23 protein-coding genes and 1 pseudogene are annotated in these 23,670 nt (G+C 73.5%); 14 read left to right on the top strand and 10 right to left on the bottom strand.

Features of this window, described 5'->3' with window-relative positions; all coding sequences use genetic code 11:
* Positions 1–50: 50 nt before the first annotated feature.
* Both OG730_RS10195 and OG730_RS10190 read right to left on the bottom strand, forming a co-directional pair.
* The gene (locus OG730_RS10195) at positions 51–971 is read right to left on the bottom strand and encodes an NADP-dependent oxidoreductase (protein ID WP_327303944.1); all 921 of its coding nucleotides are present in this window, start codon (positions 969–971) and stop codon (positions 51–53) included.
* A gap of 96 nt (positions 972–1,067) precedes the next feature.
* On the bottom strand, positions 1,068–1,778 hold the full coding sequence (locus tag OG730_RS10190) for a DUF2470 domain-containing protein (protein ID WP_327303943.1): 711 nt from the start codon (positions 1,776–1,778) through the stop codon (positions 1,068–1,070).
* Between the two features lie 205 nt (positions 1,779–1,983).
* Here OG730_RS10190 and OG730_RS10185 point away from each other — a divergent pair, with 205 nt between their 5' ends.
* The 4 genes from OG730_RS10185 (at position 1,984) to OG730_RS10170 (ending at position 5,140) form a co-directional block, all read left to right on the top strand.
* A complete protein-coding gene (locus OG730_RS10185; protein ID WP_250742110.1) occupies positions 1,984–2,379 on the top strand; it encodes a cell division protein SepF in 396 nt (131 codons plus the stop codon).
* Between the two features lie 598 nt (positions 2,380–2,977).
* Positions 2,978–4,096: an AAA family ATPase gene (locus OG730_RS10180; protein WP_327303942.1), complete on the top strand. Its 1,119-nt coding sequence runs from the start codon at positions 2,978–2,980 to the stop codon at positions 4,094–4,096.
* The gene (locus tag OG730_RS10175) at positions 4,093–4,530 is read left to right on the top strand and encodes a nucleotide pyrophosphohydrolase (RefSeq protein WP_327303941.1); all 438 of its coding nucleotides are present in this window, start codon (positions 4,093–4,095) and stop codon (positions 4,528–4,530) included. The genes OG730_RS10180 and OG730_RS10175 overlap by 4 nt, the downstream gene beginning before the upstream one ends.
* A gap of 124 nt (positions 4,531–4,654) precedes the next feature.
* Positions 4,655–5,140, top strand: coding sequence for a DUF6099 family protein (locus OG730_RS10170; protein WP_327303940.1), 486 nt, complete (start codon positions 4,655–4,657; stop codon positions 5,138–5,140).
* A 42-nt stretch (positions 5,141–5,182) separates the two neighbouring features.
* Here OG730_RS10170 and OG730_RS10165 read toward each other — a convergent pair whose 3' ends face one another.
* Entirely contained in the window at positions 5,183–5,470 is a 288-nt protein-coding gene (locus tag OG730_RS10165; RefSeq protein WP_327309627.1) for a hypothetical protein, read from the bottom strand.
* Positions 5,471–5,672: 202 nt separating this feature from the next.
* On the opposite strand from OG730_RS10165, the gene OG730_RS10160 reads away from it, so the two are divergent.
* Complete coding sequence (locus tag OG730_RS10160) at positions 5,673–6,596, top strand: LLM class F420-dependent oxidoreductase (protein WP_327303939.1); 924 nt, start codon at positions 5,673–5,675, stop codon at positions 6,594–6,596.
* A gap of 13 nt (positions 6,597–6,609) precedes the next feature.
* The gene (gene mmuM, locus OG730_RS10155; protein ID WP_327303938.1) at positions 6,610–7,521 is read left to right on the top strand and encodes a homocysteine S-methyltransferase; all 912 of its coding nucleotides are present in this window, start codon (positions 6,610–6,612) and stop codon (positions 7,519–7,521) included.
* Here the strand turns inward: mmuM and OG730_RS10150 are convergent.
* Entirely contained in the window at positions 7,514–7,930 is a 417-nt protein-coding gene (locus OG730_RS10150; RefSeq protein ID WP_327303937.1) for a hypothetical protein, read from the bottom strand. The two genes, mmuM and OG730_RS10150, sit on opposite strands and share 8 nt — an antisense overlap.
* Before the next feature lie 101 nt (positions 7,931–8,031).
* Positions 8,032–8,418 (bottom strand): annotated as a pseudogene (locus OG730_RS10145) (short chain dehydrogenase); the annotation flags it as partial.
* A 137-nt stretch (positions 8,419–8,555) separates the two neighbouring features.
* Here OG730_RS10145 and OG730_RS10140 point away from each other — a divergent pair.
* From OG730_RS10140 to argF, 6 genes are all read left to right on the top strand, one after another.
* Positions 8,556–9,686 carry a DUF6183 family protein gene (locus tag OG730_RS10140; RefSeq protein ID WP_327303936.1) on the top strand — a complete coding sequence of 377 codons (1,131 nt, stop codon included), beginning with the start codon at positions 8,556–8,558 and terminating at the stop codon, positions 9,684–9,686.
* A gap of 108 nt (positions 9,687–9,794) precedes the next feature.
* Positions 9,795–11,294: a 3' terminal RNA ribose 2'-O-methyltransferase Hen1 gene (locus OG730_RS10135; RefSeq protein ID WP_327303935.1), complete on the top strand. Its 1,500-nt coding sequence runs from the start codon at positions 9,795–9,797 to the stop codon at positions 11,292–11,294.
* A complete protein-coding gene (locus OG730_RS10130) occupies positions 11,291–13,897 on the top strand; it encodes a polynucleotide kinase-phosphatase (RefSeq protein WP_327303934.1) in 2,607 nt (868 codons plus the stop codon). The genes OG730_RS10135 and OG730_RS10130 overlap by 4 nt, the downstream gene beginning before the upstream one ends.
* A gap of 200 nt (positions 13,898–14,097) precedes the next feature.
* The gene (locus OG730_RS10125; RefSeq protein ID WP_327303933.1) at positions 14,098–14,565 is read left to right on the top strand and encodes a hypothetical protein; all 468 of its coding nucleotides are present in this window, start codon (positions 14,098–14,100) and stop codon (positions 14,563–14,565) included.
* 106 nt (positions 14,566–14,671) lie between these two features.
* Positions 14,672–15,901: an arginine deiminase gene (locus tag OG730_RS10120; protein ID WP_327303932.1), complete on the top strand. Its 1,230-nt coding sequence runs from the start codon at positions 14,672–14,674 to the stop codon at positions 15,899–15,901.
* Positions 15,902–16,063: 162 nt separating this feature from the next.
* A complete protein-coding gene (gene argF, locus OG730_RS10115) occupies positions 16,064–17,074 on the top strand; it encodes an ornithine carbamoyltransferase (protein ID WP_327303931.1) in 1,011 nt (336 codons plus the stop codon).
* Between the two features lie 75 nt (positions 17,075–17,149).
* On the opposite strand, the gene OG730_RS10110 is transcribed toward argF, so the two are convergent.
* Entirely contained in the window at positions 17,150–17,569 is a 420-nt protein-coding gene (locus tag OG730_RS10110) for an ATP-binding protein (RefSeq protein WP_327303930.1), read from the bottom strand.
* 249 nt (positions 17,570–17,818) lie between these two features.
* Between OG730_RS10110 and OG730_RS10105 the strand changes: the two genes are divergently transcribed.
* Both OG730_RS10105 and OG730_RS10100 read left to right on the top strand, forming a co-directional pair.
* Complete coding sequence (locus tag OG730_RS10105) at positions 17,819–18,646, top strand: enoyl-CoA hydratase family protein (RefSeq protein WP_243331536.1); 828 nt, start codon at positions 17,819–17,821, stop codon at positions 18,644–18,646.
* Positions 18,647–18,650: 4 nt separating this feature from the next.
* The gene (locus OG730_RS10100; RefSeq protein WP_327303929.1) at positions 18,651–21,005 is read left to right on the top strand and encodes a bifunctional salicylyl-CoA 5-hydroxylase/oxidoreductase; all 2,355 of its coding nucleotides are present in this window, start codon (positions 18,651–18,653) and stop codon (positions 21,003–21,005) included.
* Positions 21,006–21,022: 17 nt separating this feature from the next.
* Here the strand turns inward: OG730_RS10100 and OG730_RS10095 are convergent, their stop codons facing one another.
* The 4 genes from OG730_RS10095 to OG730_RS10080 all read right to left on the bottom strand — a co-directional run bounded on the left by OG730_RS10095 (position 21,023) and on the right by OG730_RS10080 (position 23,669).
* Positions 21,023–21,469 (bottom strand): hypothetical protein, encoded by a 447-nt coding sequence (locus OG730_RS10095; protein ID WP_327303928.1) that lies wholly within the window; start codon positions 21,467–21,469, stop codon positions 21,023–21,025.
* Complete coding sequence (locus OG730_RS10090; RefSeq protein WP_327303927.1) at positions 21,466–22,320, bottom strand: GNAT family N-acetyltransferase; 855 nt, start codon at positions 22,318–22,320, stop codon at positions 21,466–21,468. Before OG730_RS10090 ends, OG730_RS10095 begins: the two co-directional genes overlap by 4 nt.
* A 65-nt stretch (positions 22,321–22,385) precedes the next feature.
* On the bottom strand, positions 22,386–22,832 hold the full coding sequence (locus OG730_RS10085; RefSeq protein ID WP_327303926.1) for a hypothetical protein: 447 nt from the start codon (positions 22,830–22,832) through the stop codon (positions 22,386–22,388).
* 27 nt (positions 22,833–22,859) lie between these two features.
* Entirely contained in the window at positions 22,860–23,669 is an 810-nt protein-coding gene (locus tag OG730_RS10080) for a PaaX family transcriptional regulator (RefSeq protein WP_327303925.1), read from the bottom strand.
* Between the last annotated feature and the right edge of the window lies 1 nt (position 23,670).

Below are 23,670 nucleotides of genomic sequence, written 5' to 3'. Positions count from 1 at the left end.
GGGCCGTTGCCCGGGCCCCGTTCCCCGTTCGCCGTTCCCCGGGTATCACCTCAGACCGTGAGGACGATCTTGCCGCGGGTGCGGCCCGTGGCGTTCAGCTCCCAGGCCTTCGCCGCCTCGGCCAGCGGCAGGGCGTGCTCCACGTTGACCGTGAGCCCGCCCTTGTCCGCGAGTTCGGCCAGGAAGGTCAGGTCGGCGGTGTCCGGGCGGACCCACAGCTGGTGCGCGCCCTGGGCGGCCGCGGTGTAGTCGGCGATCGACACCACCCGGTGCCGCTCCTTGACCAGGGACTGGAGCACCGGGACGACGTCGTCGCCGAAGAAGTCCAGGGCGGCGTCCACCCCTTCGGGCGCCAGCTCGCGGACCCGGTCGGCGAAGCCCTCGCCGTACAGGACCGGTTCGGCGCCCAGCGAGCGCAGGTAGTCGTGGTTGTGCGCGCCGGCCGTGCCGATGACGCGCAGGCCGAGCGCGACGGCTATCTGCACGCCGAAGGAGCCGGTGCCGCCCGCGGCGGAGTGGATGAGCACGGTCTCGCCGGCCCGGAGCCCCACGCGGGTCAGCGACTGGTAGGCGGTGAGCCCGGCCAGCGGGATGCCGGCGGCCTGCTCGAAGGTCAGCTCGCGCGGCTTGCGGGCGAGGGTGCGGACGGGAGCGGAGACCAGCTCGGCGTAAGTGCCCAGCTCCACCCACTCCTTGCGGACGTATCCGTACACCTCGTCGCCGACGGCGTAGTCGAAGGTGTCCTCGCCGACCGCCTCGACGACGCCCGCGACGTCCCAGCCGGGTATGACCGGGTAGCGGACTTCGAGGATCGAATCGAGGTATCCGGCGGCGAGCTTCCAGTCCACCGGGTTCACCCCGGCGGCCCTGACGCGGACGAGGACCTCGCCCGGCGCGACCTTGGGCTCCGGAACCTCGGTGAGGGCGAGGATGTCAGGCGTTCCGTATGCGGTGTATGTGATTGCCTTCATGATCATCCCAACAGGTCGCCGGGGGATCGTTGTTCCGGGTTTCGGCGCTCATTTGACGTCCTGTTGTGGAATGACCCGCTCCGGGGCGGCCTTCCCTCAGGCGGGCAGGGTGTTGCGGTGCGAGCTGCGCCGGGCCGCGCTGAACAGGGCCTGGATCTGCGCCCCGGACTGCTCCACGTCGTCGAGCGGGGAGGGGAAGGGGATCCGTACGTCGCGGTGGCCGCGCCGCTCCTCCAGGCGCAGGATGATCCCGTACCGGTCCATGGCGAGGGGCAGTGCGCGCAGGACGGCGGACCCGGCGCCCGCCTCCCCCGCCGGCCGCGGCCGGACCAGGCGCAGCAGGAGGGTGACGAGTTCGGCGTGGTCGTCGAGGAGGTGGGTGAGCATCCCGGCCTCGTAGGAGGCGAGCGGGTCGGGGTGGGCCGCGTCCAGCTCGTCGAGCCCGACGTACGAGCGGGCGCCGTCGGCGGTTTCGAGAACGGCGCGCTCGAACTCCACGCAGGTGGAGTCGGCCCCCTCCTCGTCGAACGGGGTGAGCAGGCGGCCGACGAGGGTGACCCGGGTGCGCACGCGGTCCCGTACCGGGGTCGGTGCGATGTCCGTGAACTCCATCCGGATCGCGGGGCGGTGCTCGGCGCGACCGCCCGGCTCGGCGGGGTGCAGGTGCAGGCGGCCCAGGGGATCGGTGCCGTCGAGGTGGCGGATCTCCGTGCGCTGCCCGTCGGTGACGACGGTCATGGAGTGCGCGGCGGCCAGGATGGACCGGACCCGCTCGGCGTCGGTGGGCAGCGGCAGGGGCAGGTGCATGTGGATCTCCGTCGTCCCGAGTGGCGAGATGGCACGTACTTAGGTATGCCTAACCTAACCTACAGGGCGGGCGGGGGATGGTCGGGCTCGCGGCCGGCGTCGGTCGCCGGGGGTGTCTCAGCTGCCTCGTGTCGGTGTTGGGCTGAACGGGTGAAACGCGAGAGGATGGGGGGATGCACATGAAGCGCAAGGCCGAGGCGGCCTGGTGAGCAGGTACGACGTCACCGACGAACAGTGGGAGGGGCTCGCGCAGGTGGTCCCCCTGCGGAGTCGCAACGAGTGGCCCTCCCGGGTGGATCACCGCACGATCCCCACGGTTCCCGGGGCGTCCGCGGCGGAGCAGCGGCGCTTCGTGGTGATCCGGGTCCAGGTATTCGCGGACGCGCGGGAGGTGGCGGAGTACCTGATCGCGCAGATCCCGGTGCTGCTGGACCTCACGGGCGCGGACGGCGAAGTGGCCAAGCGCATCCTGGACTTCAGCAGCGGCGTGGTCTTCGGGCTGGGCAGCGGGATGCACCGGGTCGACCGGAACGTCTTCCTGCTGGCGCCCGTCGGGACCGAGGTGGAGGGGATCGCGGCCGCGGCCGTCCCCCGATCGTAGGAAGGTCCCGCGGACGGAACGGTTCGCCGCACCCACGGGGGGTCCGGCGGCCCGTACCGTCCCGCGCATGACCTCACCCCCCACGGCTCCCGCCGCCCCCACGCCCACCGCCACGGCTCCCGCGGCGCCGTCCGCGCCCACGCCCACCGCCTCGCCGTCCGGGCCTGCGGCCTCCGCTGGGCTGGCCGGGCCTGCGGCCTCCGCCGCTTCCGCCGTACCCGCCGCCGTGCCGGCCGTACCCGCCGCCTCCGCCGCTTCCGCCGTCGTGTTGGCCGTTCCCACCGCATCTGCGGCTTCCGCCGGGCCCGCCGTCCCCGCGACCTGCGCAGTGTCCGCCGAGGTGTTGCCCGGATCCGTCACCTCCGCCGGCCCCGCAGTTCCTGCGGCTCCCTCCGTGTTCGCCGCACCGGGGTTAGGCGCGGGCCGGGTTCCGGCTCCTGCCGCTGCTCAGGCCTCGGCTCCGGCTCAGGCCTCGGCTCCGGCTCCGGCCTCGGGGCAGGTCCCGGCTCAGGGTTCGGGGCCAAACGGGGTTCAGGGGGTGGCGCGGGGCTCCGCTCGGGCGCGGGGCACGGCTTCGCCCGCCGCAGGCGCCACGCATTTGCGGCCCGCCGTCACCGAGTTGCGGCTCTCCGCCTACGGGGCGCACCGTGGGGCCCGGTTCGCCCTCGGGCCCGTCACCCTCTTCGCCGGGCCGAGCGGGAGCGGCAAGTCCCAGGCGCTGGAGGCCTACGGGGCCCTGGCCGCTCTGGGTGCCGGGGCCACCCTCGGCGAGGTGTTCCCCGACGCGCGGGCCCGGATCCCCGACGGGGCGGTGCCCGACGCCGAGCGGCGCAGGGGGTTCCGGATCGGCTGCACGGTCGACGGCCCCGCCGGTCCGGTCCGGCTCGACCTCGCCGTCCAGGCGGAGCCCGAGCTGCGGATCGTCGGTGAACGGCTCTCCGTGGACGGGCAGGTGCTCCTCGCCACCGCGCTGCGCGATCCCGGGCGACGGTCCGTCCAGGCGGCCTGGCTGACCGGTGGGGCCACCGGGGTCACCCGGGCCCCGCTGCCCGACGACCGGCTCGGGACCGCGCTGCTCCCGCTGCGCGTGGCCGGGTCCACCGAGGGGCAGCGGCAGGTGCTGGCCGCCGCCGAGCAGGTCGTGGTCGCGCTGCGCTCGGTGTTCCCCTGTGACCCCCGCCCGGAGCGGATGCGGGAGCCGGCCCGGCCGGGGGAGGGGCGGTTGCTGGGCGACTGCGCGAACCTGGCCGACGTACTGCGCCGGACCCGCCTGGAGTGCGGCACCCGGTACGGGTTGCTGACCGGGGCCGCCCGTACCGGCTGCGCGGGGTGGGTGGCCGGCCTGGACGTACGGGCTCCCGAGGGCGGCCCGGTCACCGGCTTGCTGGACCGGGGCCCCGACAGGCCCGCCACCGAGCTGGCCCGGCTGGGCGCGGGCGAGCTGCGCTTCCTCGCCCTCGCGCTGGTGCTGTTGACCGGGCCGGGGGTCCTGGACGTGGATCCGGCGGCCGAACTGCCCACCGCGCGTCAGGCGCTGACGGTGCTCGCGGACGGATTCGACCGGGACCTGGACGGCCGGCAGACCGCCGAACTGCTGCGGCTGGCCGTACTGGCCTGCGCGCGCGGGCAGGTCAGGCTGGCGGCCTCGGCGGGTGAGGCCTGCGCGACGGCCGCCCGGGGAGTGCCGGGCATCTCGGTGGTAGACCTGGGCGCATGAGCGAAGAGCGGCGCACGGGCGGAGAGAGTGGAGAGAGCGGAGTGGCTGGGGAGCGTGGAGTGACAGGAGAGGGCGAGGGGGGCGGCGAGCGGATCGACCGGCTCCAGCGGCGGCTCGCCGAGTTCGCGGCGGCGCGCGGGTGGGAGCCCTTCCACACGCCGAAGAACCTGGCGGTCGCGCTGAGCGTCGAGGCGTCCGAACTGGTGGAGATCTTCCAGTGGCTGACACCGGAACAGTCCGCAGCGGTCATGGAGAAGCCGGAGACCGCGCACAGAGTGGCCGATGAGGTGGCCGACGTGCTCGCCTACCTGCTGCAGTTCTGTGAGGTGCTCGGGGTCGATGTGCTGGATGCGCTCGCCGCGAAGATCGAGCGGAACGAGCTGAGGTTCCCCGTACCGGGCACTTCGGGGGCAGATTGTCACTCTTCGGAGTGATGGCGATATCCACAACCATCTTCGGTGTCCACAATTTCCGAATACCCCTGGCTTTACCGGCCCGTTGCCCTCACTCTGGGTAGTGGAGAGAACGGCGAGATGTCGTGCGGACGGGGGACGGCATATGGACGCGGTACGGCTCATCGCAGCCGGCCGGCACGCGCTGGCGCAGAGCGGGGCTGCATGGGACATCGTGGGCGAGGCCTGGCAGGCACAGGCCCTCGCGCAGGGCATCGGGAGCTGGTTGGCGGTCACCGGGCCGCCGGAGCTGAGATCGGAGGCGCGGGGGCTGGGTGAAGCGGGAGGCAGGGGCTGCGGGGTACTCGACCGGGCGGCTCTGCGTGGAGAGGGCTATGCGCCCGATCTCCCGCCCAGGGCTGCGCAGTTGACCGAGGTGACGGAGACCCGGCAGGCGTTGCTCGGGCTCCAGGCGCTGCTCGGAGAAGTGGGCATAGCGCTGGTCGGGGTGGCCTGCGGGACGGACGACGAGAGTCTGTACTGGCAGTGCATAGAGTCCATAGACGCGGCCGACGAGTCGAGCGACCGGGTCCGGGCGATCCTGCGCCGGCTGACCGTGCGCGAGCGAGGATCCGCCTCCGGCGTGGCCTGAGCCGGGGTGGGGTCCCGCCGTGTGGCGGCGGGACCCGGGTGGTCAGGCGGGCCGGTAGGACGGGCGGGGTTCGCTCTCCGGGGTGCGGCTGCCCTGGAGCAGTGGAGCGGCGGGGGTGCGGGGGGTGGAGGACTGGAGGTCGGCGTCGAGCTGCGAGAGGTCGGCGTTCAGCGCCGCCATCAGCTCTTCCATCTGCTGCAGCAGGCCCTTCGGTGCACCGCCCTGGGCGGGTACGGCGGGTTCCTGGCGTGCGTGGTCGTGCGCTGCCTGCCCGGTCTGACAGTCCTGACCCGATTGCCGGGGGGTCTCCGGCGCGGACTCCTGGGACATGGCGGCCTCCTCGGCCCTGGCCCTTCCGGGAGGCGGAAGGGGGCGGTGGACGCACCGGCGAACTCCGCCGGCGCGCGGGCCGGGCGGTCCGGCTCCGTCCGAGCCAACGATCCCCATCCGGGCTGGTCACTGGCGCGGGCGGCGGGGAGTGCCCGGTTGACTCAGATTCACCCGGCCGGGGCCGAAAGGGCAGGATGGAGGCATGGATCTCCGTATCTTCACCGAGCCCCAGCAGGGCGCGAGCTACGACACCCTCCTGCGCGTCGCCAAGGCCACCGAGGACCTGGGCTTCGACGCCTTCTTCCGTTCGGACCACTACCTGCGCATGGGCGGGGCCGACGGTCTGCCCGGTCCCACCGACGCCTGGATCACCCTGGCCGGTCTGGCCCGTGAGACGAAGCGGATCCGGCTGGGCACGCTGATGACGGCCGGCACCTTCCGGCTCCCCGGCGTGCTCGCCATCCAGGTCGCGCAGGTCGACCAGATGTCGGGCGGCCGGATCGAACTGGGCCTGGGGGCAGGCTGGTTCGAGGAGGAGCACAAGGCGTACGGCATTCCCTTCCCGGCCGAGCGCCTCGCCCGGCTGGAGGAGCAGCTGGCGATCGTCACCGGCCTGTGGGCCACCAAGCCCGGCGCCACCTTCGACTACGCGGGCGTCCACTACCAGGTGGAGAACTCCCCGGCGCTGCCCAAGCCGGTCCAGGAGAAGATCCCGGTCCTGATCGGCGGCCACGGGGCGAAGCGCACCCCGCGGCTCGCCGCCCGGTACGCGGACGAGTTCAACATGCCCTTCGCCTCGATCGCCGACAGCGAGCGGCAGTTCGGCCGGGTCCGCGCGGCAGCCACGGAGGCCGGCCGTGCGCCCGGCGACCTCGTCTACTCCAACGCCCTCGTCGTGTGCGTGGGCAAGGACGACGCCGAGGTGGCCCGGCGGGCCGCCGCCATCGGCCGGGACGTGGCGGAGCTCAAGGCCAACGGCCTCGCCGGCTCCCCGGACGAGGTGGTGGAGCGGATCGCGGCCTACGAGGCCGTGGGTTCCTCCCGCCTCTACCTCCAGCTGCTCGACCTCGGCGATCTGGAGCACCTGGAGCTGATCTCCTCCCGGGTCCAGACCCAGCTCGGCTGACGGGGAGACGACCGTGCCCCGCGCACCGCGACCGCTCGCCGAGGCCCTGGCCGGCCCCGGCGGGCGCACCGTCCTCCTGGACGGCGGACTGAGCAACCAGCTCGCCGACCAGGGCTGCGACCTGTCCGGCGGCCTCTGGACCGGCCGGGTCCTCGCCGAGCGCCCGGAACAGGTGACGGCCGCCCACACCGCCTACGCGCGGGCCGGCGCCGAGGTGTTGATCACCGCGAGCTACCAGGTGGGGTACGCCGCCTTCGCCGGGCGCGGATACGGCCCGGAGCGCACGACGGCCCTACTGCGGCGCAGCGTGCGGCTGGCCGACGAGGCGGCCCGGGCGGCGGAGCACGCGGTGTGGGTCGCCGCGTCCGTGGGTCCGTACGGGGCGGTGCTGGCGGACGGCTCCGAGTACCGGGGCCGGTACGGCCTGGGCGTGCGGGAGCTGGCCGACTTCCACCGGCCCCGGATCGAGGCGCTGCTGGCCGGGGGCCCCGACGTCCTGGCCCTGGAGACGGTCCCGGACGCCACCGAGGCCGAAGCCCTGCTCACCGTGCTCGCGGAGACCGGCGCCCGCGCCTGGCTGAGCTACACGGTGGAGGGCGGCCGCACCCGGGCCGGGCAGCCCCTGCCCGAGGCCTTCGCCCTCGCCGCCGGGTCACCGCAGGTCATCGCCGTCGGCGTGAACTGCTGCGACCCGGCGGAGGTGCTGCCCGCCCTCGAGGCGGCCGCCAGCGTCACCGCCAAACCGCTGCTGGCCTACCCCAACGACGGCTCGGTCTGGGAGCCCGACACCGCCACTTGGCGGGCCCCGGCCACCTCCGCCCGCTGGCCCACGGCCGCCTGGCACCGGGCCGGCGCCCGCCTCGTCGGAGGCTGCTGCCGCATCGGCCCCGACCGGATCGCCGAGCTGGCCGCCACACTCAGCTGAGGTCCCAGCGCACGCCCGGCGATCCACCGCCCGAGGCCACGAGCGCGCTCATCTCGGCTTCCACCGCGGCCAGTTCCTCCGGCCGCTCCGTCAGGAGCAGCTGTTCGCGGTAGTGCACCAGCGAGCTGAGCAGCAGTTGGGTCTCCCCGGGTTCCAGCACGCACATGTGGCGCGCGGCGTCGACGGACTCGGCGCGCAGGGCGAGCGCGATGCCGGGCCGATGGGCAAACTCCTGACGGCTGTACGCGTACAACGCGACGGCCAGCAGCGGCAGATAGGCCAACGGACTCACCCGGACGAGGACGCGGTAGGCGGCCACCCGCTCCCGGACGGGCAGCGTGCCCGATCCGAGGAGAGCCACCCGGGCGCGCAGCACGGCGTCGTGATTGATGTTCTCCGTGGGATTCATGAGGGAGATTCTGTGAGCCGCGCAGGGCTCTGGACAAGGAAGATCGACTGTGCCGTCCGTCCTACGAAAACGGCCTCTGACCTGTCATGATGGAGACGTCATCACCCTTCAACACCCCTTCGGGCGGCGGGAAACGAGACCTTCGTCAGTTCCTCGGAGGCGTTCCACATGCGCCGCGCGTCCTCGGTGCCGCGAAGGCGCGAGCAGAGCTCCTGCTCGGCAGGGGGGCTGCCGAGGTGTCCCGGGCTGCTCGGTCCGTAGAAGCGGGATCCCCGCGCCGCGTCCGCCGCCGCCGCGAACAGGCCCGGGAGCTGCGCGGTCTCGACGGTCCCGAGCGGGATGCCGCGGGCGGACAGGGCGCGGATCAACTTGATGCCCACAGCGTCCTTGGCGCGACCGAGCTCGGGGCGCACGGCGAGCAGTCTGGTCGGGGCGACGCCGGGGTGTGCGAGGTTGCCCGTGATCCCCCAGCCGCCCGCTCGGCTGCGCCATACCCGCCCCGGCCCGACCCGCCCCGCCCCGACCCGACCCGGCCCGACCCGGCCCGCCCCGGCGCGGCCGGCCCGCCCCGACCGACCGGATCCGCCAGACGTGCCGATCCGCCGCGTGGCTAGGCTGGCGCACCGTGAAAGACGACGCGGCGAACGGCCTGACGATCATCAACGGCGAGCCCGAGTACATCTCGCGGGACGAGGCCCTCCAGCACGCCCTGGCCGGTGACATCGCCCATCTGCGGCGACTGGGGTCGGACCTCAGCACCCGCTACGCGGCCGCCTCCAAGGCCGCCCGGATCCACGAAACCAACCTCTCCTACCTCCGGCGGCTCCTCGCCACGACCCCGGGCCGCGACAGCGTCGAGCTGCTGCTCCGGCTGCTCGGCGAACAGGAAGCCGCCGCCGGATCCATGTCGGCCGAACTGCCGCTCATGGCGACGATGCTCGCCCAGCACCAGTCGGCCGAGGTGCTCGCCCGGACGGTCTTCGCCGGCACCGCCGAGGCCCGCTGGCTCCGCGCGCTGCAGGGGTTCCTGTTCCACGAGTTGCTGCTGCGCGGGGTGGACCCGGACGAGTTTCCGGCCCTGCGCCCCGGCTCGGAGGCGTACTACCCCCTGGCCTGGCTCCCCGACCGCCGCCGCGCTCTGGAGACCGAACCCGCGTTCACGCACCATTCCGTGAACGGCTCGTCCGGCGGTGTGAAGAGCGGCCTGCCCGGGCGCGGCCGGCTGGATCCGCCGACCCCCCGGCCGACCGGGCCGTCACCGCTGTGCAACTCCGTGACGGTGGACGAGCGCGACCTCATCGTCACCGCCGCCGAGGACAACTGGGGCCACGCCGAGGCCTGGGTCTTCCGGACCGACCGGCCCCTCACCCCCGCCCAGGTGCCCGCCCTGCTCCCCACCCTGCCCATGGAGTGCGTCTCGGACCTCGGCCCCACCGGCCGTTTCGAGATAGCGGCCCGCCCGGTGGGCGACATCTGGTCCCTGCTCTTCGCCACCGCTTCCATGGGGGGCTACTACAACCCCGGCAGGTACGGGGCCTGGGGCCGGCATCAGGCGTGGCGCTCGCTGATGGGCCTGTGCGGCCTCCCGTTCGACGCGAGCGCGGACGAGGTGGAACGCCTCGCCGAGCAGTACAGCTGGTTCCACTTCCGGGCCGACTCCGCGTTCTTCCACCACGACGGCGATGACTACGCCATCGCGGCCCTCTCCCCGGACGGCCTCCGCCTCGCCGTCCTGGCGGCCACGGACACCGACTGACACCGACCAACACCGGCTGGCAACGACGGTGCCGCTCGGGTTCCGGCGGTGGGCGCCGCCGTAAAAATGGGGCGCGCCCACCACCGGTGACCAGCAACAATCGCTCGTGTGTTCCTGACGATCTCCACCACCGGTTCTCCTGAGCGACCCGCCACCGACCTGGGCTTCCTGCTGCACAAGCATCCCGGCAGAACGCAGGCGTTCTCCACCTCCCACGGCACCGCCCACGTCTTCTACCCCGAAGCCACGGACGAGCGGTGCACCGCGGGCCTGCTCCTGGAGGTGGATCCCGTCGCGCTCGTGCGGCGCGGTCAGGGCAAGGGCCAGGGCGGCACCCCGGACGCCGCGCTCGCGCAGTACGTCAACGACCGCCCCTACGCCGCCTCCTCGCTGCTGGCCGTCGCCCTGAGCGGCGTGTTCCGCAGCGCGCTCAAGGGGCAGTGCGCGGCCCGCCCCGAGCTGCCCGACGAGGTGCGCCCGCTGCGCATCGAGATCCCGGTCCTGCCCGCCCGGGGCGGCGCGGACCTCGTGCGCCGGCTGTTCGGCCCGCTCGGCTGGGAGTCGGTCACGGCCACCCCGGTGGTGCTCGACGAGACCTTCCCGGAGTGGGGCGACTCCCGGTACGTACGCCTCGTCCTGGAGGGCGAGCTGCGCCTTTCCGACGCCCTGCGCGGCCTGTACGTCCTGCTGCCCGTGCTCGACGACTCCAAGCACTACTGGATCGCCTCCGACGAGGTGGACAAGCTGCTGCGCGCCGGGGACGGCTGGCTCGCCGAGCACCCGGAGAGCGGGCTGATCACCTCCCGCTACCTGGCCCGCCACAAGCGGCTGACCCAGGACGCCCTGGAACGCCTGGAGCTGGTCCGCCTCGCCGAGGCGGACGGCAGCGAGGTCGAGGAGCTCGACAACGCCGTGGACGAGTCCAGCGACACCGAGGAGAAGCCCGTACCGCTCGCCGTGCTGCGCCGCGAGGCGATCCTCGCCGCGCTGGGGGCGGCCGGTGCGGCCCGCGTCCTCGATCTGGGCTGCGGCCAGGGCCAGTTGGTGCAGGCGCTGCTGAAGGACCCGGCGTACACCGAGATAGTCGGTGTGGACGTGTCCGTCCGGGCGCTGAACATCGCCGCCAGGCGGCTGCGGCTGGAGCGGCTGGGGGAGCGGCAGAGCTCCCGCGTCCGCCTGACGCAGGGTTCGCTCGCGTACACCGACAAGCGGCTCGTGGGCTACGACGCGGCCGTGCTCAGCGAGGTCATCGAGCACTTGGATCCGGAGCGGCTGCCCGCCCTGGAGTACGCGGTCTTCGGCTCGGCCCGCCCCCGCACGGTCCTCGTGACCACTCCGAACGTCGAGTACAACGTCCGCTGGGAGACGCTGCCCGCCGGGCACGTCCGGCACGGCGACCACCGCTTCGAGTGGACCCGCGAGGAGTTCCGGGCCTGGGCCGGGGACGTCGCCGCACGGCACGGCTACACCGTCGCGTACCTGCCCGTCGGGGACGACGACCCCGAGGTGGGCCCGCCGACCCAGATGGCCGTCTTCACCCTGAACACCGCCACCGCCACCAGCACCCGCACCGACACCGACACCCCGAAGGAGGGCGAGGCAGCATGACCACCGATACCGATACCGATACCAGGGCCACCACCCACCGCAAGCGCGTACTTCCCGTCACCGACCTGTCCCTCGTCGTCCTGATCGGCGCCACCGGTTCGGGCAAGTCCACCTTCGCCCGCACGCACTTCAAGCCCACCGAGGTGATCTCCTCCGACTACTGCCGGGGCTTGGTCGCCGACGACGAGAACGACCAGGGCGCCAGCAAGGACGCCTTCGAAGTCCTGCACTACATCGCGGGCAAGCGGCTCGCCGCCGGCCGCCTCACCGTGGTCGACGCCACCAGCGTCCAGGCGGAGTCCCGCCGGCAGCTGGTCCAGCTCGCCCGCGAGTACGACGTGCTGCCCATCGCGATCGTCCTCGACCTGCCCGAAGAGGTCTGCGCGGAGCGCAACGCGGCCCGCCCCGAGCGGGCGAAGCTGCCGCGCGCCGTCATCCAGCGCCACCGCCGCGACCTGCGGCGCTCCCTGCGCGGCCTGGAGCGCGAGGGCTTCCGCAAGGTGCACGTGCTGCGCACGCCCGAGGAGGTGGAGTCGGCCGAGGTGGTCCTGGAGAAGCGTTTCAACGACCTCACCCACCTCACCGGCCCCTTCGACATCATCGGCGACATCCACGGCTGCGCCTCCGAGCTGGAGACCCTGCTCGCCAAGCTCGGCTACCGGGACGGGGCGCACCCCGAGGGCCGTACCGCCGTGTTCGTCGGCGACCTCGTCGACCGCGGCCCGGACAGTCCGGGCGTCCTGCGCCGGGTGATGGGCATGGTCGGCTCCGGCAACGCCCTGTGCGTGCCCGGGAACCACGAGAACAAGCTCGGCCGTTATCTCAAGGGCTCCAAGGTCCAGCGGACCCACGGCCTCGCCGAGACCATCGAGCAGCTCGAAGGGGAGCCGGAGGAGTTCGTCCAGGAGGTCCGCGCCTTCATCCGGGGCCTGGTCAGCCACTACGTCCTGGACGGCGGCAAGCTCGTGGTCTGTCACGCCGGGCTGCCCGAGAAGTACCACGGCCGCACCTCCGGCCGGGTCCGCTCGCACGCCCTGTACGGGGAAACCACGGGCGAGACGGACGAGTTCGGGCTGCCCGTGCGCTACCCGTGGGCCGAGGACTACCGGGGCAAGGCCGTCGTGGTCTACGGCCACACGCCGGTCCCGGACACCACCTGGATCAACAACACCATCTGCCTCGACACCGGAGCCGTCTTCGGCGGCCGGATGACCGCCCTGCGCTGGCCCGAGCGCGAACTGGTCGACGTACCGGCCGAGAAGGTCTGGTACGAGCCCGTCAAACCGCTCGTCACCGAGGTGCCGGGTGGCCATGACGGCCGTCCGCTCGACCTGGCCGACGTCCAGGGCCGCCGGATCGTCGAGACCCGGCACCTGGGCAACGTCAACGTCCGCGAGGAGAACGCGGCCGCCGCCCTGGAGGTGATGAGCCGCTTCGCCGTGGACCCGCGCCTGGTGCCGTACCTCCCGCCGACCATGGCGCCGACGGCCACTTCGCAGATCGACGGCTACCTGGAGCACCCCGCCGAGGCCTTCGCGCAGTACCGCAAGGACGGCATCGCCCAGGTCGTCTGCGAGGAGAAGCACATGGGCTCCCGCGCCACCGTGCTGATCTGCAAGGACGCCGAGGTGGCCCGCGAGCGGTTCGGGGTCGGGGGCACCTCCCACGCCGAAGGCCGTCGGGGAGGACCCACCGGGTCCGTGTACACGCGCACCGGACGGCCCTTCTTCAAGGACCCCGAGGTCACCGAGGAGGTCCTCGCCCGGCTCCGCTCGGCGGTCACCGACGCGGGGCTGTGGGAGGAGCTCGACACGGACTGGCTGCTCGTCGACGGCGAACTGCTGCCCTGGTCGCTGAAGTCCGGCGGGCTGCTGCGCAACCAGTACGCGGCCGTGGGCGCGGCCTCCGGCGCCGTGTTCCCCGAGGCCATCGCCGCTCTGGAGGCGGCCTCGGCCCGGGGTGTCGACACCGGGGAGCTGCTGGGGCGCCAGCGCGGACGGGCCGCCGACGCGGCGAAGTTCACCGAGGAGTACCGGCGTTACTGCTGGAGCACCGACGGGCTGGACGGCGTACGGTTCGCCCCGTTCCAGCTGCTGGCGGCGGCCGGCCGCTCGCTGGCGGCCGTACCCCACGACGAGCAGCTGTTCTGGCTGGACCGGCTGGTCGCCGCCGACGAGGCCTCCGGCACCGGACTGCTGCGCCGCACCGGCCGGATCCTGGTGGACACCGCCGACGAGGCCTCGGTACGGGCGGGCACCGACTGGTGGCTGGAGCTGACGGCCGCCGGCGGCGAGGGCATGGTCGTCAAACCGCTCCAGGCGTACGCCAAGGACGGCAAGGGCCGGCTCGTACAGCCGGGCGTGAAGGTGCGCGGACGGGAGTACCTGCGGATCATCTACGGTCCCGAGTACACGCGTGCGGACCATCTGGAGCGGCTGCGCGGACGCCACCTCGGGCACAAGCGCTCGCTCGCCCTGCGCGAGTACGCGCTCGGCCTGGAGGCCGTGGACCGGCTGGCGGCCGGGGAGCCGCTGTGGCGGATCCACGAGGCGGTCTTCGCCGTCCTCGCGCTGGAGTCGGAGCCGGTGGACCCGCGGCTCTGAAGCACCACCCCGGGGTGCTGACGGCGTCAAGGAAGGACCCCCGTACGGCCGCGCATTAGGTCGTATGGGGGAACTTTCGCGGAGAACTCCGGGAAAACCACCGGCGGGATCGTTCATCCAGGGCAGCGGAATGTCCGCGACCCTGGAAGGACGGAACGTCACCTATGAAGATGACCGCGCGCGGAAGCATTGCGGCACTCATGACCTGTATGGCCGCGGCAGGCGCGGCCACCCCGGCCATGGCCGACGCGGTGCCGGTGGGAGTCCCTCTGGACGCGGTGCGGACCACGCTCGGCGTGGACGTCCCGCATCTGGCCACCGGAGTGCCGGTGCCCGTGGTCGGAGCGCCCGAGGCGCCCCGCTTCCACAAGGGCGACATGCTGCCGACCCCGCTGCTGCCGGCGGTGCCGATCGGCACCGAGCTCGGGAACACCCTCCTCACCTCCCCGGTGCCCAACCTGGCCGGAAAGCCCGAGACGGACGGCGAGGGCTCGCTGGACGCCCCCGCGACCACCATGCGCACCCGGACCCCGGGCCTGCTGGTCGGCTCCCCGCTGACCATGCCCGACGCGTCCAACTACGGGCTGCCGAACGTGACCGCCCCCGCGCTGGGCGTCATCGCCCCGGACCTCACCGGCACCCCGGAGGCCCTGCTCGGCCTGCGCTGAACCACCGGCCCCGCGCCCGCCGTCGGATCCGGCGGAACGGACCCGCTGGAGACGCCCTGGGCCGACGCCACGTCAAAAAGCCGCCCGGTCTGCGAACGTGTACGGCATGGGATTCCATGTCGATTCCGAGACCGGGCGGCTGCGCCGCGTCATCCTCCACCGGCCCGACCTGGAGCTGAAGCGGCTCACACCGAGCAACAAGGACGCGTTGCTCTTCGACGACGTGCTGTGGGTGCGCCGGGCCCGCCAGGAGCACGACGGCTTCGCCGACGTACTGCGCGACCGGGGCGTGGAGGTCCACCTCTTCGGTGACCTGCTGATCGAGGCCCTGGACATCCCGGAGGCGAGACACCTCGTCCTGGACCGGGTCTTCGACGAGAAGGAGTACGGCCCGCTCGCCACCGACCACCTGCGGGCGGTCTTCGACGGGCTGGCCTCGGCGGACCTGGCCGAGTCATTGATCGGGGGGATGACCAAGCGGGAGTTCCTGGAGCGGCACGCGGAGCCGGTGTCGGTCCGCTTCCACGCCCTGGACCTGGACGGCTTCCTGCTGGGGCCGCTGCCCAACCACCTCTTCACCCGCGACACCTCCGCCTGGATCTACGACGGGGTGTCCATCAACGCGATGCGCTGGCCGGCCCGGCAGCGCGAGACCGTGCACTTCGAGGCCATCTACAAGCACCACCCGCTCTTCACCGGCTCCGGGCCCTTCCACACCTGGTCCCAGGGGCAGGCCGACTACCCCTCCACCATCGAGGGCGGCGACGTCCTGGTCATCGGCAACGGCGCCGTGCTGATCGGGATGAGCGAGCGGACCACCCCGCAGGCGGTGGAGATGCTGGCGCGCGGGCTGTTCGCCGCGGGGTCGGCGACGACGATCGTGGCGCTCGACATGCCCAAGCGGCGGGCGTTCATGCACCTGGACACGGTGATGACGATGGTCGACGCGGACACGTTCACCCAGTACGCGGGCCTGGGCATGCTGCGCTCCTACACGATCGAGCCGGGCGCCGGTGCGAGCGAGCTGAAGGTGACCGACCACCCGCCCGAGCACATGCACCGGGCCATCGCCGCCGCCCTCGGGCTGGACGCGATCCGGGTGCTCACGGCGACCCAGGACGTGCACGCCGCCGAACGGGAGCAGTGGGACGACGGCTGCAACGTGCTGGCCGTGGAGCCGGGCGTGGTCGTCGCGTACGAGCGGAACGTCACGACCAACACCCACCTGCGCAAGCAAGGCATCGAGGTGATCGAGATCCCGGGCAGCGAGCTGGGGCGGGGGCGGGGCGGGCCGCGCTGTATGAGCTGCCCGGTCGAGCGGGACGCGGTGGCCTAGCCGGGCGGAGCGCGGGCGCGGGGGTGGCGTCCGGGGGCGGGACAGGGGAAGCGGGTGCCCGGAGGCCGGGGCCCGGGCCGGTACACGAAGGCTCTGTATATCAATGCATGCCGTCGTATAGACTTCCAGCATCCCCTGTCACCGTGACTCTGGAGCGCCCCCATGGCCACCGATCTTGTCGGCCGCAGTTTCCTCAAGGAGCTCGACTTCACCGCCGCCGAGTTCCGCGGCCTGGTCGAGCTCGCCGCCGAACTCAAGGCGGACAAGAAGGCCGGGGCCGAGCGGCGCCGCCTCGTGGGCAAGAACATCGCCCTGATCTTCGAGAAGACCTCCACGCGCACCCGCTGCGCCTTCGAGGTCGCCGCCGCCGACCAGGGCGCCCACACCACGTACCTCGATCCCGCCGGCTCCCAGATGGGCCACAAGGAATCGGTCCGGGACACGGCGCGGGTGCTGGGCCGGATGTTCGACGGCATCCAGTACCGGGGCGACGCCCAGGACACCGTCGATCAGCTCGCCGCCCACGCCGGCGTGCCCGTGTTCAACGGCCTCACCGACGACTGGCACCCCACCCAGATGCTGGCCGACGTGCTCACGATGACCGAGCACTGCGCCAAGCCGCTGGAGCGGATCGCCTTCGCCTACCTCGGCGACGCCCGCTTCAACATGGGCAACTCGTACCTGGTGACGGGCGCGCTGCTGGGCATGGACGTACGGATCGTGGCGCCGGAGCACTACTGGCCGGCCGCCCCGGTGGTGGCCGCGGCGCGCGAGCTGGCGGCCGCCAGCGGCGCCCGGATCACCCTCACCGAGGACCTCGCGCGGGGCGTCGGGCAGGCCGACTTCGTGGTGACCGACATCTGGGTGTCCATGGGGGAGCCCAAGGAGGTCTGGGACGAGCGGATCGAGGCGCTGAGCCCGTACGCCGTCACCATGGACGTGCTGCGCGCCACCGGGAACCCGGACGTGAAGTTCATGCACTGCCTGCCGGCGTTCCACGATCTCGGCACCAAGGTGGCCCGGGAGATCCACGAGCGGCACGGGCTGGACTCGCTGGAGGTGACGGACGAGGTGTTCGAGTCCAGGCACTCCGTCGTCTTCGACGAGGCGGAGAACCGGCTGCACACCATCAAGGCCGTGCTCGTCGCGACCCTCGCGGGGCCGGCCGCATAGTCATGCGGCGGGGCGGGATGCCCCCTAGGTGCCCGACCGGACAGAGCACCGACTGAGCACCGACTCGAGCGCCGGCTAGAGCGGCGGCCGGGACGGCAGGGTGAACCACACGGCCTTGCCGTGCGGGGTGGCGCGGTGTCCGCAGGCCGAGCTCAGGGTCCGGATCAGCAGCAGGCCGCGGCCGTGCTCCTGCCAGGGGTCGGGGTGGGCGTCGTCCCGGCCGGGCGCGGTCAGATCGGCGGGGGGCTGCGGATCCCCGTCGTGGACCTCGACCTGGCAGCCGTTCGCCAGTAGCTCCACGACGAGCTCGATGGGGGCGTCGCCGGGGGTGTGCTCCACGGCGTTGGCGACCAGTTCGGCGGTGAGGAGTTCGGCGGTGTCGCTGTCGGCGGGTGCGTCGATGTCGGCGAGGGCCGTACGGACGAGGGCGCGGGCGATGGGTACGGCCGCTGTCGTGTGCGGCAGGGCTATCCGCCAGGCGGAGGCGTCGGGCAAGGCAGGACCGTCCGTTCCGTGGGATCGCAGGGGCCGCGGTGGGGTCGTACGGGGTGCGGCGGGGGAAATCCTGCTTTCAACGATACGAAGTGGAAATGTCCTGCCGTAGGGCACCCCGACGTGATCGCAAGGGACGTCGGGCACATGGGCTCGGGACGTTCGGTGCGTGTGGCGCCCGGGGCCGGGCACGACCCCCCGTTTATCGCGCTTCCCTGACGACAGTCATGGACCGGTGATACCTTCGGGAGCGTGAGTCCCTTCCTCGGTTCCACACCCGCGACCGAACGCTGGAACCACCTCCGGGTGGACCGGCGCGACGGGGTCGCCACCGTCACCCTCGACCGCCCCGAGAAGCTCAACGCGCTCACCTTCGGCGCCTACGCCGACCTGCGCGACCTGCTCGCCGAACTGTCCAGGGAGCGGTCCGTACGCGCCCTCGTGCTCGGCGGCGAAGGCCGCGGCTTCTGCTCCGGGGGCGACGTCGACGAGATCATCGGCGCCACCCTCGCGATGGACACCGCCCAGCTCCTCGACTTCAACCGGATGACCGGACAGGTCGTGCGCGCCCTGCGCGAGTGCCCCTTCCCGGTCATCGCCGCCGTCCACGGGGTCGCCGCCGGCGCCGGGGCCGTCATCGCCCTGGCCGCCGACTTCCGCATCGCCGACCCGACCGCCCGCTTCGCTTTCCTCTTCACGCGGGTCGGCCTTTCCGGCGGGGACATGGGCGCCGCCTACCTGCTGCCCCGGGTCGTCGGGCTCGGGCACGCGACCCGGCTGCTGATGCTGGGGGAGCAGGTCAGGGCGCCGGAGGCCGAGCGGATCGGGCTGCTCAGCGAGGTCACCGAGGAGGGCAAGGCCTCCGTACGCGCGGCGGAGCTCGCCGCGCACCTCGCCGCCGGTCCGGCCCTCGCGTACGCGCAGACCAAGGCACTGCTGACCGCCGAGCTGGACATGCCGCTCGCCGCCTCGGTGGAACTCGACGCGAACACCCAGGCCCTGCTGATGAACGGCGAGGACTACCGGGAGTTCCACGCGGCCTTCACCGGGAAGCGGCCGCCCCAGTGGAAGGGCAGGTAGCGCGATGAGCGGGGCAGGCAGCGCGACGAGCACCGGCCGGGAGAGCGCCGCCCTGCGGGTCGCCGTGGTCGGCGGGGGCCCGGGCGGGCTGTACGCCGCCGCCCTGCTGGCCCGGCAGGGGCACGCGGTGGACGTGTGGGAGAAGAACGCCCCCGACGACACCTTCGGCTTCGGGGTGGTCCTCTCCGACGAGACCCTCGGCGGCATCGAAGCGGCCGACGCCGTGGTCTACGCGGCCCTGGGCGCCGAGTTCGTCCGCTGGGACGACATCGACATCGTGCACCGGGGCCGACTGCTCACCTCGGGCGGCCACGGGTTCGCCGCGCTCGGGCGGCGCCGGCTCCTGGAGATCCTGCACGAGCGCTGCGCGGGCCTCGGGGTCCGGCTCCGCTTCCGCACCCCGGCCCCCGACCCCGCGGTGCTCGCCGCCTCGTACGACCTGGTGGTCGCGGCCGACGGGGTGCACAGCCGGATCCGGGAGTCCGCGGCGGAGCACTACGGGCCCACGCTGACGGGCGGGCGGTGCCGGTACATCTGGCTGGCCGCCGACTTCGCCTTCGAAGCCTTCCGCTTCGAGATCGCGGAGACCGAGCACGGGGTGGTGCAGCTGCACGCCTACCCCTACGCGGCGGACTCCTCCACCGTGATCGTCGAGATGCGCGAGGAGGTCTGGCTGGCCGCCGGATTCGACCTCTGCGACGAGGCGGAATCCGCGGCGCGCTGCGCGAAGATCTTCGGCGAGGCCCTGCGGGGACGGCCGCTGCGGGGCAACGGCTCGGCCTGGACGCGGTTCCGTACGGTGGTCAACGCGCGCTGGTCGCACGGCAACACGGTGCTCATCGGCGACGCCGCGCACACCGCGCACTTCTCGATCGGCTCCGGCACCAAGCTGGCCGTGGAGGACGCGCTCGCGCTGGCCCGGGCGGTGGAGTCCGAGGCGGACGTCCCGGCCGCGCTGGCCGCGTACGAGGCCGCGCGGCGGCCCGCCGTGGCCTCCACCCAGCGGGCGGCGGCCGCCAGCATGCGGTGGTTCGAGGAGCTCGCCGGGTACGTGGAGCAGCCCGCCCGGCAGTTCGCCTTCAACCTCCTCACCCGCAGCCTGCGGGTCACCCACGGCAACCTGCGGCTGCGCGATCCGCGCTTCACCCGGGCCGTGGAACGCGACTTCGGCTGCCCGGAGGCTCCTGAGGGCGGCCCGCAGGAGCCGGGAACCCCGCCGATGTTCACGCCGTTCACCCTGCGGGGGCTGACCCTGCGCAACCGGGTCGTGGTGTCCCCGATGGACATGTACTCGGCAGGCGCTGGCGCTCGCGCAGGCGCAGGCGCAGGGACCTCGGCTCCGGCCGGCGAAGGCGTGCCCGGGGACTTCCACCTGGTGCACCTCGGCGCGCGCGCCCTGGGCGGGGCCGCCCTGGTGATGACCGAGATGGTCTGCGTCAGCCCCGAGGGCCGGATCACCCCGGGCTGCACGGGCCTCTACACCGCCGCCCAGGCGGCCGCCTGGGCCCGGATCGCCGAGTTCGTGCACACCTCGGCGCCCGGCACCGCGCTGGGCGTCCAGCTCGGCCACTCGGGCCGCAAGGGCTCGACCCGGGTGATGTGGGAGGGCATGGACGCCCCGCTGCCCGAGGGGAACTGGCCCCTGATGGCCGCCTCCGCACTGCCCTACCGCCCCGGGGTCTCCGCCGTGCCCCGGGCCATGGGCGCCGCCGACCTCGCCGCCGTCCGCTCCGAGTTCGCCGCCGCCGCCGTCCGGGCCGCCGCGAGCGGCTTCGACCTCCTCGAACTGCACTGCGCGCACGGCTACCTGCTCTCCGGCTTCCTCTCCCCGCTGACCAACCACCGCACCGACGCCTACGGCGGTTCGCTGGAGAACCGGCTCCGGTTCCCGCTGGAGGTCTTCGACGCGGTCCGCGCCGTCTGGCCCGAGGACCGGCCGATGACGGTGCGCCTCTCCGCCACCGACTGGGCGCCCGGCGGCACCTCGGCCGAGGAGGCGGTGGCCATCGCCGGGGCCTTCGCGGCGCACGGCGCGGACGCCATCGACGTCTCCACGGGCCAGGTGGTCGCGGAGGAGACCCCCGAGTACGGACGCGCGTACCAGACCCCGTACGCCGACCGGATCCGGGGCGCCCTGAACGTCCCGGTGATCGCGGTCGGGGCGATCTCCTCCTGGGACGACGTCAACTCCCTGCTGCTGGCGGGCCGGGCGGACCTCTGCGCGCTCGGCCGCCCCCACCTCTACGACCCGCACTGGACCCTGCACGCGGCCGCCGACCAGTCCTACACCGGCCCGGCGGCGCCCTGGCCCGCCCCCTACCTCGCCGGCAGCCGCAAGCCGCCGACGGGCCGGGGGTAGGACTCCAGCCGCCCCGCCTACCGGTGCGGCCGCACGCTCAGGCACTCGTGGCAGTGGCAGGGCTCCGGGTGCGGCCAGTCGGGCCAGGCGCCGGAGCGCAGCTCCCAGGCGCGGCGCTCCAGGAGCACCGAGAGGTCCCGCGCGTAGGCCTCGTCGCAGAACCCCCCGTCGGCGACCCGCAGTACGGCGGGAGAGCGAACGAGGATGGGCCGGAAGCCGTACAGATGGCGGGTGGCCACGTAGGACCACCGGTACCCGCGGCCGTGTCGAGGCCGGCCGACGACCTCACAGTCCTGGACGCCGTTGTGCGTGGTGCCGACGTACACCTTGGACCCGCCCTTGAACATCTTCGTGCCCGGGCGCTGGCCCTGGCCGCCCTCGCCGTAGCGGCGCCACAGGACCACGTTCGCGGCGAGCATCCAGAAGGGTTCGACCGGCTCGTCCCGTTCCTGGGGCCCGGTCATTTCAGCGCGACCTCCACCCGGTCCTCGACCGGGGTGTAGCCCAGGCGCCGGTAGACACCGTTGCTGGTGGGGTTCTTCAGGTCCGCGAAGAGGAGCACCTCGTGCGCGCCGGCCGCGTGCGCCGCCCCGGTCGCGGCGTAGGTGACCCCGGCCGCGTACCCCCGGCCGCGCAGCTCCGGCGGCGTGTAGACCGGGCCGATCCGGGACATCGCGCCGAGGGGGCGGGAGAACCCGGCCAGCGAGACGGGGCTCCCGGCGTCCTCCCAGAGCAGCATGCCCCCGTACGAGAACCGGTCGCGCAGGGCCTCCTCGGAGGCGGCCCCGCCTTCGCCGGACTCCTGCTTGAAGGCGGTGATCCAGTCCAGGAGCAGCGGCAGGTCGGCCTCCCCGGCGGGGCGGGCCTTGCCGGCCGGGGCGGGATCGGGGGCGATGAGCCCGGCGAGCCGGTAGAGGCGGTTCTCCTCCACGACCTCCGAGGGCCTGCCCCAGGCGCCGGCCAGCGGGCCCGCGTCCTCGCGGCGGACGCTGAGCGCCTCGACCCCGGCGAGCAGCGGCTCGGCCGTGAGCGCGGCCCCCAGCTCCCGGACCGCCCCGGCAGGCAGCGCCCCGGTCAGCAGCGGGTACGGCGGGGTGTGCACCAGGACGCCGGCGGCGTCGGCGTCGGAGTCGATTGCCTGCTGGTCGGTCCACCAGCCGAAGAGGGGGGCGTCGGAGCCGTAGGCGTCAGGTCCCCGCCGCTCCAGGGCGTCGACCACGGTCATGAGGGAGGTGTTGACGACGGGGTCGGCGGCGAGGGCCGGACGCGCCGCGGCCAGAAAGGCCGGCAGGTCGGAAGTGAAGGTCCAAGGCATGGCACATGGTCACCCGTGCCGGGCGCGGAGCGCAGCCGGATTTCCCCCGGCCCCGCCGCGCCGGGTCAGCTCGGCAGCCACCCAGGCCACCACGGCGGCACGTTGTCCGGCCCGCACCGGGTCAGGTCCCCCGGATACCCGTCCAGGGTGCCCCTGACGGCGAAGAACCAGAGCACCATCGCTCCCAGCGCGAGCAGGACCGGGACCATCCGCAGCAGCGGGTGCCCGCGCGGCGTGAGCATCGCGACCATCACCCCGCAGAAGGCGAAGCCCACCACCAGGACCGGGAGCAGGAGGGTCAGCTCGGTCCTGCCGCCCGCGTCCGCCCCTGCGTCGCAGGAGGCGCGCGCGTGGGACGCGAGGGAGATGGCCAGGCACCCGGCGGCCGCGCCCAGCAGCCCGGAGGCGGTCAGCGAGAGGGTGTGGGGCCACGTGCGGGGCCGGTCCGGGGCCCGGCCCGCGGGCCGGGGCGGGACTCCGGCTCCTCGCGGGGGCCGTGCGGTTCCTGTCACGAGAGCAGGTGACGCGTCCGGAGGCCGCTACGGTTCCACGAAGGCGGCTCCGAGGTCCCGCAGTCGCTCGTGCAGCTCCGCGAAGACCGCCGCCGAGCGGTCGCCCGGCCAGTCCGCGGGGAGCAGCCCGCGCGGCAGGCCCGGGTCGGCGTACGGGAGCCGGCGCCAGGTGTCCAGGGCGAGCAGGTAGCCGCGGTAGGCGGCCTCCGGGGTGGGGGCGGCCGTCCCCGTCTGCAGGGCGCGCAGGACGGGCTCGTGGAGGTCGAGGAACTCCTCGTGCTGCTTGGCCAGCGCCGCCAGGTCCCACCAGCGGGCCACCGACTCCGTGGTCGGGGCGAAGCCCAGGTGGGCGCCGCGGAAGAGCTCCACGTACGCCGTCAGGTGCAGCCGCTCCAGGGTGCGGCGGGTCTCCCCGTCCAGCTGCGCCGGGGCGATCCACACGCCGGGCGCCACCGAGCCGAAGCCGAGCCCGGCCAGCCGGGAACGCAGCAGGTGCCGCTTCGCCCGCTCCTGCTCCGGGACGGAGAAGACGGCCAGCAGCCACTCCTGGGACTCCGCCGGGCGGGTGGCTCCGTAGATCCGCCGGTCGCCGTCCTCCAGGAGCCGGCGCGCCTCCCCGGAGAGCTCGTACCCCGCCGCGCGGTCCCCGGTCCGCGCGGGCAGCAGGAAGCCGCGCCGCTTCAGCCGGGACACCGAGGAGCGGACGGACGGAGCGTCCACGCCGGCCGCACCCAGCAGGCGGACCAGCGCGGACACCGGGACCGGGCCGGGGAAGGCCCGCCCGTAGGCGCCGTAGAACGTGACGATCAGGGATCGCGGGGTGTGCTGCTCGACCACG

It is taken from the genome of Streptomyces sp. NBC_01298 (assembly GCF_035978755.1).
GTDB lineage: Bacteria > Actinomycetota > Actinomycetes > Streptomycetales > Streptomycetaceae > Streptomyces.
The sequence above is the reverse complement of the archived record's forward strand: the minus strand, read 5'-3'. Positions and strand labels throughout refer to the sequence as shown.

Bases quoted from the DNA above. Each gene is read 5' to 3' on its own strand.
- OG730_RS10195 (WP_327303944.1), bottom strand. From the start codon at position 971: ATGAAGGCAATCACATACACCGCATACGGAACGCCTGACATCCTCGCC.
- OG730_RS10190 (WP_327303943.1), bottom strand. From the start codon at position 1,778: ATGCACCTGCCCCTGCCGCTGCCCACCGACGCCGAGCGGGTCCGGTCC.
- OG730_RS10175 (WP_327303941.1), top strand. From the start codon at position 4,093: ATGAGCGAAGAGCGGCGCACGGGCGGAGAGAGTGGAGAGAGCGGAGTG.
- OG730_RS10170 (WP_327303940.1), top strand. From the start codon at position 4,655: ATGGACGCGGTACGGCTCATCGCAGCCGGCCGGCACGCGCTGGCGCAG.
- OG730_RS10165 (WP_327309627.1), bottom strand. From the start codon at position 5,470: ATGTCCCAGGAGTCCGCGCCGGAGACCCCCCGGCAATCGGGTCAGGAC.
- OG730_RS10160 (WP_327303939.1), top strand. From the start codon at position 5,673: ATGGATCTCCGTATCTTCACCGAGCCCCAGCAGGGCGCGAGCTACGAC.
- OG730_RS10150 (WP_327303937.1), bottom strand. From the start codon at position 7,930: ATGAATCCCACGGAGAACATCAATCACGACGCCGTGCTGCGCGCCCGG.
- OG730_RS10130 (WP_327303934.1), top strand. From the start codon at position 11,291: ATGACCACCGATACCGATACCGATACCAGGGCCACCACCCACCGCAAG.
- OG730_RS10125 (WP_327303933.1), top strand. From the start codon at position 14,098: ATGACCTGTATGGCCGCGGCAGGCGCGGCCACCCCGGCCATGGCCGAC.
- OG730_RS10120 (WP_327303932.1), top strand. From the start codon at position 14,672: ATGGGATTCCATGTCGATTCCGAGACCGGGCGGCTGCGCCGCGTCATC.
- argF (WP_327303931.1), top strand. From the start codon at position 16,064: ATGGCCACCGATCTTGTCGGCCGCAGTTTCCTCAAGGAGCTCGACTTC.
- OG730_RS10100 (WP_327303929.1), top strand. From the start codon at position 18,651: ATGAGCGGGGCAGGCAGCGCGACGAGCACCGGCCGGGAGAGCGCCGCC.
- OG730_RS10095 (WP_327303928.1), bottom strand. From the start codon at position 21,469: ATGACCGGGCCCCAGGAACGGGACGAGCCGGTCGAACCCTTCTGGATG.
- OG730_RS10090 (WP_327303927.1), bottom strand. From the start codon at position 22,320: ATGCCTTGGACCTTCACTTCCGACCTGCCGGCCTTTCTGGCCGCGGCG.